Annotated in this window: 15 protein-coding genes; 3 read left to right on the top strand and 12 right to left on the bottom strand. The window is 52.7% G+C overall.

The window, feature by feature from the left end; all coding sequences use genetic code 11:
- Positions 1 to 114: 114 nt before the first annotated feature.
- The 6 genes from CC94_RS0103275 to sodB form a co-directional block, all read right to left on the bottom strand.
- Complete coding sequence (locus CC94_RS0103275) at positions 115 to 2,181, bottom strand: amylo-alpha-1,6-glucosidase (protein ID WP_005373901.1); 2,067 nt, start codon at positions 2,179 to 2,181, stop codon at positions 115 to 117.
- Positions 2,178 to 4,121 carry a malto-oligosyltrehalose trehalohydrolase gene (treZ, locus tag CC94_RS0103280; RefSeq protein WP_005373902.1) on the bottom strand — a complete coding sequence of 648 codons (1,944 nt, stop codon included), beginning with the start codon at positions 4,119 to 4,121 and terminating at the stop codon, positions 2,178 to 2,180. Before treZ ends, CC94_RS0103275 begins: the two co-directional genes overlap by 4 nt.
- Before the next feature lie 409 nt (positions 4,122 to 4,530).
- Positions 4,531 to 5,037, bottom strand: a complete 507-nt coding sequence (locus CC94_RS0103285) for a PRC-barrel domain-containing protein (protein ID WP_005373904.1) — start codon at positions 5,035 to 5,037, stop codon at positions 4,531 to 4,533.
- A 635-nt stretch (positions 5,038 to 5,672) separates the two neighbouring features.
- Positions 5,673 to 7,037: a YhjD/YihY/BrkB family envelope integrity protein gene (locus CC94_RS0103290; protein ID WP_036304252.1), complete on the bottom strand. Its 1,365-nt coding sequence runs from the start codon at positions 7,035 to 7,037 to the stop codon at positions 5,673 to 5,675.
- Positions 7,038 to 7,256: 219 nt separating this feature from the next.
- Positions 7,257 to 7,928, bottom strand: a complete 672-nt coding sequence (locus CC94_RS0103295) for a Bax inhibitor-1/YccA family protein (RefSeq protein ID WP_005373908.1) — start codon at positions 7,926 to 7,928, stop codon at positions 7,257 to 7,259.
- Positions 7,929 to 8,168: 240 nt separating this feature from the next.
- Positions 8,169 to 8,750 (bottom strand): superoxide dismutase [Fe], encoded by a 582-nt coding sequence (gene sodB / locus CC94_RS0103300; RefSeq protein WP_005373909.1) that lies wholly within the window; start codon positions 8,748 to 8,750, stop codon positions 8,169 to 8,171.
- Between the two features lie 236 nt (positions 8,751 to 8,986).
- Here sodB and CC94_RS0103305 point away from each other — a divergent pair, with 236 nt between their 5' ends.
- The 3 genes from CC94_RS0103305 (at position 8,987) to fdxA (ending at position 10,795) form a co-directional block, all read left to right on the top strand.
- A complete protein-coding gene (locus CC94_RS0103305) occupies positions 8,987 to 9,466 on the top strand; it encodes a CYTH domain-containing protein (protein ID WP_005373911.1) in 480 nt (159 codons plus the stop codon).
- Positions 9,467 to 9,694: 228 nt separating this feature from the next.
- The gene (locus CC94_RS0103310) at positions 9,695 to 10,306 is read left to right on the top strand and encodes a tetratricopeptide repeat protein (RefSeq protein ID WP_245619692.1); all 612 of its coding nucleotides are present in this window, start codon (positions 9,695 to 9,697) and stop codon (positions 10,304 to 10,306) included.
- Between the two features lie 165 nt (positions 10,307 to 10,471).
- Positions 10,472 to 10,795, top strand: coding sequence for a ferredoxin FdxA (fdxA, locus tag CC94_RS0103315; protein WP_005373915.1), 324 nt, complete (start codon positions 10,472 to 10,474; stop codon positions 10,793 to 10,795).
- A gap of 102 nt (positions 10,796 to 10,897) precedes the next feature.
- Here fdxA and rplQ read toward each other — a convergent pair whose 3' ends face one another.
- The 6 genes from rplQ to rpmJ form a co-directional block, all read right to left on the bottom strand.
- Complete coding sequence (gene rplQ, locus CC94_RS0103320; protein WP_005373916.1) at positions 10,898 to 11,260, bottom strand: 50S ribosomal protein L17; 363 nt, start codon at positions 11,258 to 11,260, stop codon at positions 10,898 to 10,900.
- Positions 11,261 to 11,286: 26 nt separating this feature from the next.
- A complete protein-coding gene (locus tag CC94_RS0103325; protein ID WP_005373917.1) occupies positions 11,287 to 12,297 on the bottom strand; it encodes a DNA-directed RNA polymerase subunit alpha in 1,011 nt (336 codons plus the stop codon).
- A gap of 21 nt (positions 12,298 to 12,318) precedes the next feature.
- On the bottom strand, positions 12,319 to 12,939 hold the full coding sequence (gene rpsD, locus CC94_RS0103330) for a 30S ribosomal protein S4 (RefSeq protein WP_005373918.1): 621 nt from the start codon (positions 12,937 to 12,939) through the stop codon (positions 12,319 to 12,321).
- Between the two features lie 18 nt (positions 12,940 to 12,957).
- Positions 12,958 to 13,344, bottom strand: a complete 387-nt coding sequence (rpsK, locus tag CC94_RS0103335; protein WP_005373919.1) for a 30S ribosomal protein S11 — start codon at positions 13,342 to 13,344, stop codon at positions 12,958 to 12,960.
- Between the two features lie 21 nt (positions 13,345 to 13,365).
- Positions 13,366 to 13,722: a 30S ribosomal protein S13 gene (gene rpsM / locus CC94_RS0103340; protein WP_005373925.1), complete on the bottom strand. Its 357-nt coding sequence runs from the start codon at positions 13,720 to 13,722 to the stop codon at positions 13,366 to 13,368.
- A 77-nt stretch (positions 13,723 to 13,799) separates the two neighbouring features.
- On the bottom strand, positions 13,800 to 13,913 hold the full coding sequence (gene rpmJ / locus CC94_RS22800) for a 50S ribosomal protein L36 (RefSeq protein ID WP_005373927.1): 114 nt from the start codon (positions 13,911 to 13,913) through the stop codon (positions 13,800 to 13,802).
- Between the last annotated feature and the right edge of the window lie 13 nt (positions 13,914 to 13,926).

The following is a 13,926-nucleotide window of genomic DNA, read 5'->3' on the forward strand; positions in this document are numbered from 1 at the left end:
GACGGCGCCGTCTCTCATTGGCCGGATTATACCGGATTGCCTTGCGGGGAATGAACCCGGAAAAAACGGAAATGGATGAATTAAAGGGAAAAGCGTTTTTCAGGCCGAAAAATTTTATTGAGCCGCTTTCTGCCCCTCTTCGGACACTTTGCCCCAGACCCTGAGTATCTCTGCGACGCTCCATGCCTGAGCGATGCATCCGCGCGGCGAAAACGGGCTTTCGGCATCGAAAACTTCGCTGATCGAGCCGATACAGGCTTCATGCAGATGCTTTTCCAATAGCTCATTCAGGAAGTCGCGCATCTCTTTATGCTGGTCCGGATAAATGCGCAACCAGGCGTCTACGTACGGGCCTATCAGCCAAGGCCAGACCGTACCCTGGTGATATGCGGCATCGCGGGTGCGCAAATCGCCGTGGTAGGTCGGTTTATAGTCGGGATGATCCCGCGATAAAGTGCGCAGACCCACCGGCGTCAGCAACCGGTCTTTGACGACCTCGAATACCGGCTGCCAGTATTCAGGCTCCAGCACCGGATTGGAAAGCGAGAAGGCGAATAGTTGATTGGGGCGGCAGGCCGGGTCGTCCTGACCGTCTTCGCCGTCGACGATGTCGTATAAGTATCCCGTCCCGGGATTCCAGAAGCGTTGGTTGAAACTTCGCCGGGCAAGGTCCGCAAGCTGCGAGATCTGGCTCAGCGGCGCGTGGATATTCTCTTCCTGCAGCCATTTTTCCAGCAGGCGCAGCGCGTTGTACCACAGCCCATTGATCTCGACCGCTTTGCCGCGGCGGGGCGTGACGATCCAATCGGGTAATTTGGCATCCATCCAGGTCAACGCGTAACGGGGATCGCCCTGGATCAACAGGCCGTCTTTCGGATCGCAATGAATACCGAAGCGCGTGCCTTTGATGTGATGTTCGATAATGTCCAGCAGCTTGCGCAGCAGGCCTCTGAGCAAGCTCCGGTCGCCGGTAATCGAGACATAGCGTTCCACCGCATGAAAATACCACAGTGTCGCATCGGCGGTGTAATACACCCCCTCGTCTTCCCCTTCCGGAAACAGGTTGGGAATCAGCCCGTCACGCAGATGATAAGCGAACGTACGCAGAATGAGTCCTGCCTCGACATGCCGGCCGGTTACCAGCGTCAGTCCTTCCAGGCTGATCATCGTATCGCGTCCCCAATCAGTGAACCAATGGTAACCGGCGATGATGGTGCGCACATCCCCGCCGGTGGCGCGCATCCGCGCGGTTTCGCCGACCCGGTCGGCCGGCGCGACCACAAACTGATCGGAGGCCAGCAACAACTGCTTGACCAAGCTTTTATCGAATCCCGGACGCGCGGTTCTCAGCAAGGTGGTACGCCGTTCCAGTTCGGCCTGCAGCGCCTCCGCGGGCGACAGTGCCAGCATGCTTTCCCAGTTCTCGGTGGAAGCGATCAGCGTCACCGTCTTGCCGGGGACGAGATCGGCCCGGAAATAGCCGGGGCTCCATAGGTTGCCGTGGGCCTCATAACCTCTTTGTTCTTCGATCCGATAAAGAATGTCGCTGAAGCGTTTGGGCTCGATCGTGAACGCCGGACTGCCGTCTTCAATATAGAGGCATAAGGGCGGAATGGAGGCGCCATGAACCTCGATACGCCCGGCGGAAGCTTTGAGGTCATAAAATTCCAAAGGCGGCCCTTCGTTCAAAGACGTGTCATGCCGGCGAAAATGCACGGCGATGCGTAGCTTGAGCCGCACCGGTCCCGGCCCTGAAACCAGACGGTAACCGATATGCACGGTATTGCTCATATGCGGCATCAAGATCCATTTTTCGATCACATGATCCTTCAGTTCGTACCGCCATACCGGCATGCCGGCGTCCAGGCGGAATTCGCGCAGCGTGGACATGCCATAAAGATCCAGGGCTCCGCTCGTCAATTCGATGCCGCCGATTTTCTGCGTGGTACCGTCAGGCAGCCGCACCAGTTCACTCAATTGATTGAGCATCACGTAGCGGCCGTGAGGATCCGGAATCGCCGCCGTCAACAGACTGTGGTAACGGCGCGTGGGAACGCCGGAAATCGTTCCTGACGCATAACTGCCCAGTCCATTCGTGACGATCCACTCGTGCGTCAGCAGGGCTTCCTGTTCGGCAGGCGTCCCGGTCCAGTTCGTTCGAATCACAACATCGCTGATCATGATGGGGTATCCTTTGGTGATTGAGAGACAGGATGCAGCACAACGGCGGACTCGCCCTGCAAATACCAATTGTCCTCGGCGGGCCAGGGCGGCATGCCCAAACCGCCGTACCGGGGATCCTCGCTGGACCACAGGGCATCCCAAACGCTCCCCGGCAGCGGCGCCAGCAGCGGTTCCGGGGCGGGAACGAGATGAAGGTCCCGGCTTAGATTGACCAGCAACAGGCGGTCGTCCCCCGGTTTGTCCCCGAAAAAACGGATTACCCACGCATCCAGGCTCAGCACCGCGCCGTCGATACGCTGGCTTTGCTGACAGGTTTGAAATACCGGATCCTCGCGGCGCAGGCGCAGCAGATCGCGGTGCAAGGCATATTCTTCCTTATGCTGATAGCGGTCGTTCAGGTTCAACTTGGAATGCGTAAACGTGACCGGGTCCCGGGGATCGGGCAGCCGTGCCTGCATTTCGGGCGTCGCCAGGGAACGGAACTGGGCCAGAAATTCGGAGCGCCCGCGCGCGACCAGATAGGCAATGTCTTCTTTATGGTCGGCAAAATAAAAAAAGGGGCTGGTGGCGGCAAATTCCTGACCCTGAAACAGCATCGGGGTCTGCGGCGACAGCAAGAACAGCGCGGTCAATGCCCGGTAGCGATTGGGGCTGGTCAACAGGTGAATGCGTTTGCCGCTGCCGGAATTGGCCAGTTGATCGTGGTTCTGGATGAAGTTTACGAATTTGGCCGGCGGCATGTTCAGTACCGGGGTGCCGCGATGCTTATGCTGCCACGAATACCATTGGCCCTGATATAAAAATCCCCGCTTCAAGGTGGAGACGAATTCCTGCGCCAATCCCCGGTAATCGCTGTAGTAGGCGTCGGCGCGCCCGGTCATCGCGACCATTGCGGTATGGTGGAAATCGTCGTTCCATAGGGCATCGATGCCGAAACCGCCCTGTTCGGAAGTCAGGAACAGTCGGGCGTCCTGCGGTTCGTTCTCGCCGATTACGAAAGTTTTTCGCGGAGACCCCGCGTGGTGCACCGTTTGCACGATTGCGGCAATGATGTTGACCGGGGAACTGTCGAAAATCTGCTGGGTGGCATCGAGGCGCAGGCCGTCGAGGTGAAACTCATTGATCCAGTAGGCCGCATTGGCGAGCACGTACTCGCGTACCGGGGCGGAGTTAGGCCCGTCAAAATTCAGCGCATCGCCCCAGTCGCACTGATAACGCGCAGAGAAATAGTCGTTCGAGAATTTTCCGAGATAATTGCCGTCCGGGCCGAAATGATTGAATACCACATCCAGAATCACCCCGAGCCCGACCGCGTGCGCCTCGTTCACGAAAAACCGGAATTCGTCCGGCGTGCCGTAAAGCCGCGTCGGCGCGAACAGATTGACGCCGTCGTACCCCCAGCCGAACCGCCCCGGAAAATCGGCCACCGGCATGATCTCCAGCACGGTCACGCCCAGTCGAGCCAATTCGGGCAGTTCTTTCGCGGCGGCGACCCAGGTGCCTTCGTGCGTGAAGGTACCGATATGCATCTCGTAAATCACCTGACCGTGGGCATCGACTCCCGGCCAGGCGGCGTCCGTCCATTCGAACGTCAACGCATCGATTACCTGCGAAGGCCCGTGCGGGCCCTGCGGCTGAAAGCGCGAAGCGGGATCCGGATACGGCTGCGGATCGCCATCCAGCAGGTAACGGTACAGCCCCCCTACGCAGGGCTCCTGGACGATGGCCGAAAAATAGCCGTTTTCCTCCTTTTGCAATTCGACTTCGACCGGCCAATGCGGAGAATCGATCTCTTCCCCACGCGGATTCATCGCCAGTTTTACCGATTTTCTCTCAGGCGCCCATACCCTAAAATGAATGCCTTTTTCCGATGCTCTCTCCGCGCCTACCGGAAAGCGCCGGTTATCGATCGATCTGCCATCTGTTTTTTTGTTCATATTGATTGATCCAACCGAACCGTTAAACATCAATCAAGGCTGATTTCGAGTTTTTCGGAATGACGCTTCGATTTGCGGCATGCAGAAACCGAAGCGTTCTTTTCCGGGCAGGCCGGTTAGACTCCGGGACTCATAAAGCGCGCCTTGCGCTCACTCGACCCTCAAGATCGAGATCCGGCAGGTTAAGGGATAATTCGGCTGCCTGAACGACGCGCCGCCCGACGCAGCCGATTTTCCCTTGTCGAGGAAAACGGGGACCGGCCAATGCCGGGCCGGTCTTGTTCTTCCGCCTTCTCCCGGCTTTTCGGACCGGCCATCCCATCCGGGCGGCCGCCTATCTGTAAAAACGAAAAGGTATCTCTGCAGGTTCGCAAACCGGCCTCAGGGCCCGCCCTCTTCTTGAAACGCCTTAAGGATTAACGCGGTAGAAACGGTTCAGATCCCCGCGTTGCTGCTGCCATTGCGCTGCGCTCACGGGCCAATGGTCCTCATCGAATCCGGGGGCATTTTTCAAAGCTTCTTTATCCATATTCAGCGTAAAATAATCCTTATCGGCAGACCAGCGTACGGCATTCCACGGAATCGCGAACAGCTTGTCGCCCATTCCCAAAATACCGCCGTAGGAAACGACGACATAGGCGAGACGTCCGCTCGTAGGATCGAGCACAAGATCCTTGATGTCGCCCAGGTCCTCCCCTTTGGTATTTTTCACATCGGTGCCGATAATCTTGCTGGCTCGACTGACTTCCTGCATTTCTTCATTGACCGCTTTCTGTAGCTCCCTTTGTTTTTCCCTGACGTCTTGCCGTTCTTCTCTGACTTCTTCTCTTTTCTCCTTAACGCCTCCGGCATAAGAATTGCTTGCGATCGCCACGCCGAAAACAGCTGCCGTTACAACAGGAATCAATGATTTCATGTTTTTACTCCCTTGGTTAGGTGTTAGTTATCTCGACTTAAATGCCGAGAAGGGCTGAATACGTAATAACGTTTCACAAACCCGAAATTAACCGAGGTATTCAATATCGTCTGTTCGGTAATAAACATACTTGGCATCGGCAGGCCCTTTTATTTCTCCGTGGTTTCTTCGAACCCACCGCTATACCGCCTTGAAGCCGGCGAACGAACCGATTATTCCGGAGGGAAATGCGGCCCTGACAAAGCCCTGCGGATTGAAATTCGCATCGCCGTGGGAGGAAATGCTTTGCGGAAGGAAATGATGCAGTTAGAAAAAATATCGCCCAGTACCTGCCCGAATGCCAAGGAGTACTGATCAAAACGCAGGTGGGCCTGATCACGCGCTATCGTTGCCATATACGGCCTATACGCTGCGCACTTTGCTGGCGGCCATTAACGAGGACATCGCGGGCCGCCGGTAAGCGTATTCTGGCGCTGCAGGAAATGGAAACGAAGGCCCGTGCGAATAACGATGAAACGACCGCGCAACGATGCGCGCCGGATCCGGAATACGGAGGCTCACCTTGAGCCTATTCGAGAAGTGGTACGCGATTATGGATCGTTCGATCAGAACTTCGATCCCAAACGCTCCGAATCTCAACGTTCCCCGGTTTCCGGCCCGTCTTGCGTTTTTGGCGCCGGCGGTTGAATCAGATCGCTTAAACTTTGTCCCTCCAGAACCGCCATCGCCGCCACTTCGATACGGTTTGCCAGTGCTCCCACAGCCTCCTCTTCGTTTTCCGGACGGAAAGCCGCCTGCTCCTGTCCGTCCAAGGCACGCAGCCGGGCATAGACTGCCTTCAAGCTGATCGTATCGAGAGCCCGGGCGGGAAGATAGGCGTTCGGTTCGGACTGGATCGCAATCACAAACCCGGCCTTGTTGAGACCTTGTAAGATCTGGCGGACCGATTCCCAGGGCTGGTCGATTTCATCCGCCAATGCGTGCAGTGTCCACGGTGGCCTCCCGTCATGGTACGCCTTGCCAATCAAGTACAGGACCAGAAAACCGAAATATTCCTGCTGGCGATGGCTCAGGTACGGTCTTTTGTTTTTGTGCAGAAGATAGCGCGGATATTGGTATAAGAATGAGACGACGCCGCCCAACAGCACGATCAGCCAACTGACATACAGCCAGATCATCGACAGCAGAATGATCGCAAAGCTCGAATAGATCGCATTGTAGCTCGTCGATTTTTCGACGAAGATGCCGAATAGCCAACCGCCTATTTTCCAGGTCAACCCTGCCGCGATACCGCCGACCAAAGCGGAACCAAAGTTGACCCGGGTATTCGGCATGAAAATGTAAAGAAAAGTCAGCGCCGCAATGATCAGTACATAAGGCAAAATCAACCCGGCGAGATAATACGCGGTGCCGAAAGGCTCCAGCGCAATCATTTTCTGCACCAGGGCATTACTGGCCATCGACGCCATCATGCCCAGTGAGGAAACGGTCAGAACCGGTCCGACCAGCAGCACGCTCATATAGTCGCTGCTGCGGTGAATCCAGTTTCTTGACGCCTCGACTCGCCAGATGCGGTTGAAACATTCCTCGATGATGCTCAGCAGCGAAACGACCGTGTACAGCAAGAATACCAAGCCTGCCGTTCCCAGCACGCCGATACTGATGTTTTCGACATAGCCGATGACTTGGTCGGCAAGCTCCGCGCCTTTTTCGCCGAAGGGCTCAAGTACGCCCAACAGCAGCGGCATCAACTGATTATGCACGCCGAACGCCTTAAGGACCGAGAAACTAACCGCCAGCAACGGCGCCAGCGACAATAGCGTCGTGTAAACCAGCCCCATCGCACGGTATTTCAAATCGGGGTCGGATGCTTCGCGGAACAGAATCAGCAGGCCGCGCAACAACGTGATCCGTTGCTTGGCAAAATCGGAGCGCGCGCGCCCGTCTTCCTGCCAAATAGCGGTCGTCAAATAGTGTTTGATCGCGTTAAGGTTCGGCATCAGCAAATTTTCCTTATCGGCAATCCGAAAAAGCACCGCATCGAGCCGAAGGGCAACGGCCTCCCTGCCGTAATAAAAGCCAATCTCGCGCTGTTGCGGGTTTTATGACTCATCGCCCGTACGCAACAGAGCAAAACAGGCGAATTGTGGAGGCGGGAACAATGGCCGTGAAACGCTTGGTTTTCGACGCGATCCCCGCAATGACAAGAAAGATAGGGACTACTCGTCGCCGCCGAATACGCCGAGCAATTGCAGCAAGCTCAAGAACAGGTTATAGATCGACACATACAGCGACACGGTCGCCATGATGTAGTTCGTTTCGCCGCCATGCACGATTTCGCTGGTCTGAAACAAAATCATCCCCGACATCAGCACGATGAACATCGCGGAGACGGCAAGCGACAGCGCAGGAATCGTGAAAAAGATCGCCCCCAATCCGGCCAGAAAGGCGACCAGCACGCCAACCAGCAGGAAACCGCGCATGAAGCTGAAATCCTTGCGGGTAGTCAGCGCATAAGCCGACAATCCCAGAAAAATCGTGCCGGTGCCGCCCAGCGCCATCATCACCAACTGGTTTCCATTGGTAAACGCCTGCAGGTACAGGTTAATGATCGGCCCCAAGGTCAACCCCATGAAACCGGTCAACGCAAAAATCGACAACAAGCCCCAAGCGCTATTGCGCAACTTGGTCGTCAGAAACAGCAAGCCGAAATAGCCGACCAGCGTCACTACGACGCCCGGATGCGGCAGATTCAACATCATCGAAAGTCCGGCGCTCATGGCGCTGAACAACAGCGTCATCGACAGCAGCATATAGGTATTGCGCAACATTTTATTGGCTGCCAACACCTGGGATTCGGAGCGGATAATTACAGTATTAGGGGTACTCATCGAAAATAATCCTCGTGAAAAATGCATCTCAAGCAAAAAGACCCGTTAATCTTACAAGAGTTTCAATGCGTAAATAAAGCAAAGAAAGCTGACTGCAACAAAAAAGCCGATTTTCATTTGCCAGCCAAAAGACAATCGATCACCTCACTGCCCGGTTTCGGATCCTCCAATAAGCAGCAACGGCTCTCAACATAAAAAACCTTCCGCGCAGAGGCGCAGAAGGTTTCGATTCAGGAAAAATCAGGCCGCGAAATTCGCTGCCGCAAAATCCCAGTTCACCAATTTCCAGAAGGCTTCCACATAGGTGGGACGGGCATTGCGGTAGTCGATGTAATAGGCGTGCTCCCATACGTCGCAGGTCAACAGCGGTTTTTGACCCGAGGTGAGCGGGCATCCCGCATTGCCAGTGCTAACTAGAGCCAGAGTACCGTCGTTATTCTTGACCAGCCAGGCCCAGCCCGAACCGAAAGTCGTAACGGCGCATTTGGTGAATTCTTCCTTGAATTTTGCGAATGAACCGAACGTCGCATTGATCGCATCGGCCAACGCTCCGGCCGGCTCCCCGCCACCATTGGGCGACAGGCAGTTCCAATAGAAAGTATGGTTCCAAACCTGAGCGGCGTTATTGAAGATCCCGCCTGAAGATTTCAAAATAATTTCTTCCAGAGACAATCCTTCAAATTCGGTGCCGGGAATCAAATTATTCAAATTCGTAACATAAGCTTGGTGATGTTTGCCGTAGTGATACTCGAGAGTTTCTTCGGAAATGTGCGGCGCCAAGTTGTTTTTGGCATAAGGCAAAGCAGGAAGTTCGAAAGCCATTTGATAAAATCCTTAAATCAGTTGAACATAAGAAAACTAAATACCCGGAATTCCCACGTATTTAGTCAACTAATACTTTAACATTGCTTGCGTTTCAAGCAAAGTCCACGTGGTAAACGTCTGTTCACGTTTATTCCGACCTTTTCAAGCGTCATCCGTTCCCCAAGATTATTTTAAAGGCCTGGGTGCGGTTGTTTTACAATACCTCTCCCCCAACTGTTTTTTCCGATAAGGCCATGGCATTAGAAGTCGAACATAAATTTTTACTCGCGAATGAAAACTGGCGGCAAGCGGTCGAGCGCTCCGAAATATTCAGGCAAGGTTATCTAAGCTCACAACCGACCAGTTCGATTCGGGTCAGAATTTGCGAACGCCGGGCTTGGTTGAACATCAAAAGCGCCACGGTAGGCACTCACCGGCTCGAATATGAATACGAGATCCCGGTTACCGACGCTGAAGAGATTATGGCCCATTTATGCAAAAAACCATTGATCGAAAAAACCCGGCATTATGTCCGGCACGGCAACGACCTCTGGGAAATCGATGAATTCGAAGGCGCGAACCAGGGCCTGATCGTGGCGGAAATCGAACTTGACGAAATCGGCCGGGCTTTTGACAAACCTGCCTGGCTAGGTGCGGAAGTCACCGATGATTTGCGTTATTACAACAATAACCTCGCTTTACATCCTTATTCCGAATGGGGTGAAAAACCATAAACAGCCGATATTGTTCGGCACATTATCTTTCAACAACCCTTTGTTATAAATACAAGATTTTCCCTATTGCCGGGAGAGGTCGAGAGCGTCTGGCATAGAGAAAAATTTTTTAGAAAAGCGTTGAATTGCGGCGAAGATTCCTCTATAGTTCGCTGTATGAAAAAAACTACTTTTGTTGCATTATTACTACTATCGAGCCAGTGTGTTGCGGATAATCTCGGCAGTACATTGCAATCGATCGAAAGCGAATGGGCCTCTATCTACTATAAGACCCCCAAGGCCAGGCAAGGCAGCGCCTATCGACAGCTCCTGGAGAAAGCGACGCTGCTCAAAAAACAACACCCGAAAGCGGCCGAGCCGATTTTTTGGGAGGCCGTCATCAAAGCGACCTCGGCCGATACCCAAAGTGCCCTCTCCGCGCTGTCGTTAGTCAACGAAGCCAAGGAACTGCTGCTAGAAGCAATCAACATCAATCCGAACGCGATGGACGGCTCCGCCTACGTCACTCTCGGCACCCTGTATTACATGGTACCGAAGTGGCCTATCGCATTCGGCGACAACGATAAAGCCAAAGAACTGCTTGAAACCGCGCTCGAAATCAATCCGAACGGCATCGACAGCAATTATTATTACGGCGATTTTCTGCTAACGCAAGATCGGCCGAAAGAAGCCAAAAAATATTTCGAACACGCGGCCAATGCACCGGCACGCCCGGAGCAGGTTTTTGCGGATAGCCAGTTGAAAACGGAAGCGCAAAAAGCGCTCGACAAGATCCGGAAAGAGGAAACCGGCAAGAAGCTCGTTGCCTCGTTCAGCAACGCCTCTTCTATCCGCTACTAATGCGCTTCAAGATTAACGCACCGCTGTCCCGGCCACCTGTTTGGTTAATGCATCTGCTTGATTCATAACTACACTATACCGATAGGGTATTCAATCGAAACCCGGTTTCTGTTATGATAACCCACCTTTAACGACGATAATTCGACAACTTTCCCGGAAATAATTATGGCTTTTGTAGTCACTGAGAACTGTATCAAATGTAAATTTACCGATTGCGTGGACGTATGCCCCGTCGATTGTTTTCACGAAGGTCCCAATTTCTTGGTGATCGATCCCGATGAGTGTATCGACTGCACACTCTGCGAGCCCGAATGTCCGGCGAATGCGATCTTTTCCGAAGATGAAGTTCCGGAAGATCAACAAGAATTTATCGAGTTGAACGCAACGCTGTCCAAAGAATGGCCCAGCATTACCGAAGTTAAAGCCGCATTACCGGATGCCGACGAATGGAACGGCAAAGAAAACAAGAAACAGTATTTGGAAAAATAACTCGATCCTTTCCTCAATTGAAATTCGAGCCGGCAACGACCGAATTTCACCAGCAAAGAAAAGCCGGGACTAGCCCGGCTTTTTTGTCCTCTTGAATCAGGCTTATTGCGGTCTATCAACCAGTTCGACATAAGCCATCGGCGCATCATCACCGGACCGGAATCCGCATTTCATGATACGCAGATAACCACCCGGTCTACCTTGATAGCGAGGCCCCAGCTCGTTGAACAATTTAGTGACGACATCACGGTCGCGCAATTTGGCGAAAGCCATACGGCGCTTTGCAACGCTGTCTTCTTTTGACAGGGTAATCAAAGGCTCGGCGTATCTTCTCAACTCTTTCGCTTTCGGTAGAGTGGTTTTGATAAGCTCATGATTGATCAACGCACATGTCAGGCTGCTGTACAACGCCTTACGATGGCTGCTGGTAATGCTGAATTTTTTTCCGGATTTTCTGTGTCGCATTTTATCGGGACCTAGCTATATGGATGTTAATTGCTTGAATGAATATGCTCTGCCAGACTATCCGGCGGCCAGTTTTCCAGGCGCATGCCAAGCGACAGCCCTTTTAGCGCCAAAATATCTTTGATCTCGGTCAGAGACTTCTTACCCAGATTCGGCGTCTTCAATAACTCGACTTCAGTGCGCTGAATCAAATCGCCGATATAGAATATATTTTCGGCTTTCAAACAGTTCGCCGAACGCACGGTCAATTCGAGATCATCGACCGGACGCAGCAAAATCGGATCGAAATTATCTTCCGGAACATAGATTTCTTCAGCCGGCTGCTCTGCCACCTTCTCGAAATCGACGAAAACGGACAACTGATCATGTAAAATGGTCGCGGCCAATTTGATCGTTTGTTCAGGATCGACGGTACCGTTGGTTTCGAGCTCGATGATCAGCTTGTCCAAATCGGTGCGCTGCTCGACCCGGGTGCTCTCGACCGAATACGCGACGCGAACGATCGGACTATAGGAAGCATCCACATGCAATGCGCCGACCGCAGATGTACTATCATTGCGCGTTCTGCGCACACTGACAGGTTCATAACCTCTGCCGCGGCGAACGCGAATCTTCATATTCAAAGACCCCGACTGGGTCATGTTGGCAATCACCAAATCGGGATTAACGATTTCCGCATCATGAGGCAATGAAATGTCGGCAGCCGTGACGGTGCCTGCACCTGTTTTCGACAAGGTCAAAACGGCTTCATCCCGCGAATGCAGGATGACCGCCAATTGTTTCAAATTCAGCAGGATGTCAATGACATCTTCCTGAACACCTTCAATCGTGGTGTACTCGTGCAGTACGCCGTCGATCTCGACATCGGTTACTGCGCATCCTGGAATCGTAGAAAGCAAAACGCGGCGTAAGGCATTGCCAATCGAATGACCAAAGCCGCGTTCAAGCGGCTCTATGACGATCTTTGAATGATTCTTCGATTTACTAATAACCTCAACGATACGAGGCTTCAACAAACCAGAAATTGAATTCTGCATTTAATTCCCTCAGAATGGTAATTATTTTGAGTACAACTCTACAACCAACTGTTCGTTGATATCGCTGCCCAAGTCGGCGCGATCCGGCAATGAGGTAAAAGTACCGGTCATCGTTTTAGAGTTAACTTCAACCCATGAAGGAAAGCCATATTGTTCGGTAACCGTCAGCGCATCGATAATACGCTGCTGCTTTTTGGCTTTCTCTTTCACGGAAATTACATCGCCTGGCGAAACCTGATACGAAGGCACATTGATAGTCGCTCCATTGATCAGAAAAGCCTTATGGCTGACCAATTGACGCGCTTCGGCTCGGGTAGATGCAAAGCCCATCCGGTACACGACGTTATCCAGGCGCGACTCGAGCAGATTCAATAAATTTTCACCGGTAGCGCCTTTTTTCTGATCGGCGATTTTATAATAATTGCTGAATTGTCTTTCCAGAACGCCATAGATTCTGCGCAGCCGCTGCTTGGCGCGCAACTGCATCGCGTAGTCCGAGTTCCGTGTGCGTTTGGTGCCATGCTGGCCGGGTCTTTGATCCAGCTTACATTTGCCTTCCAGGGATTTGCCCCGGCTTTTCAAAAACAGGTCAGTGCCTTCTCTGCGGCTCAGTTTGCAGGTAGGTCCGAGATATCTTGCCATGATTTACAACTCCAGAGACTATACGCGGCGTTTTTTGGGTGGACGGCATCCGTTATGAGGAATCGGAGTCACGTCGACAATATTGGTAATTTTGAAACCCAAGTTGTTCAGAGAACGAACAGCGGACTCACGACCCGGGCCAGGGCCCTTGATCATTACATCCAGGTTTTTCATGCCGTATTCCTGAGCGATGGTGCCTGCCTTCTCCGCAGCAACCTGCGCCGCGAACGGAGTGCTCTTACGCGACCCGCGAAACCCCGAACCGCCGGAGGTAGCCCAAGCCAGCGTATTGCCTTTTCTGTCTGTAATCGTAATGATGGTGTTGTTAAACGAAGCGTGAACGTGCGCGACGCCGTCAGCGACTTCTTTCTTGATGCGTTTTCTGGTACGAGCTGGACTAGCCATTTATTTAACCTCTGCCGGGAATTATTTCTTGATCGGTTTGCGGGGACCTTTACGAGTACGCGCATTCGTTCTCGTCCTTTGTCCTCTGAGCGGCAAACCACGGCGATGCCGTATTCCGCGATAGCAACCGAGATCCATCAAGCGTTTGATATTCATCGAAACTTCACGACGCAAATCACCCTCGACGGTCATCTTGGAAATGATGTTCCGCAACGTATCCAACTGTTCTTCGGACAGTTCCTTGATTTTAACAGATGGCAAAATGCCCGCTTCAGTGCAAATATTCTGCGCTGTTTTACGGCCAATGCCATAAATTGCGGTCAATGAAATTTCCGCATGCTTATGATCTGGTATATTTATCCCGGCAATACGCGCCATGTAGATATTCCCCTGAGTTCTATTCTTGAGTTAAGCGCCGAATTATAACACTCGTTGAATTACGGCACAAATAATTATTAACCTTGCCGTTGTTTGTGATTAGCGTCTTCACAAATCACTCTAACGACGCCATTTCTTTTTACGATTTTGCATTTTCTGCAAATTGCTTTAACCGAAGCTCGGACTTTCATTGGTTGACTCCTA

Origin of the sequence: Methylomicrobium agile (genome assembly GCF_000733855.1) — a bacterium.
GTDB classification, from domain to species: Bacteria; Pseudomonadota; Gammaproteobacteria; order Methylococcales; family Methylomonadaceae; genus Methylomicrobium; species Methylomicrobium agile.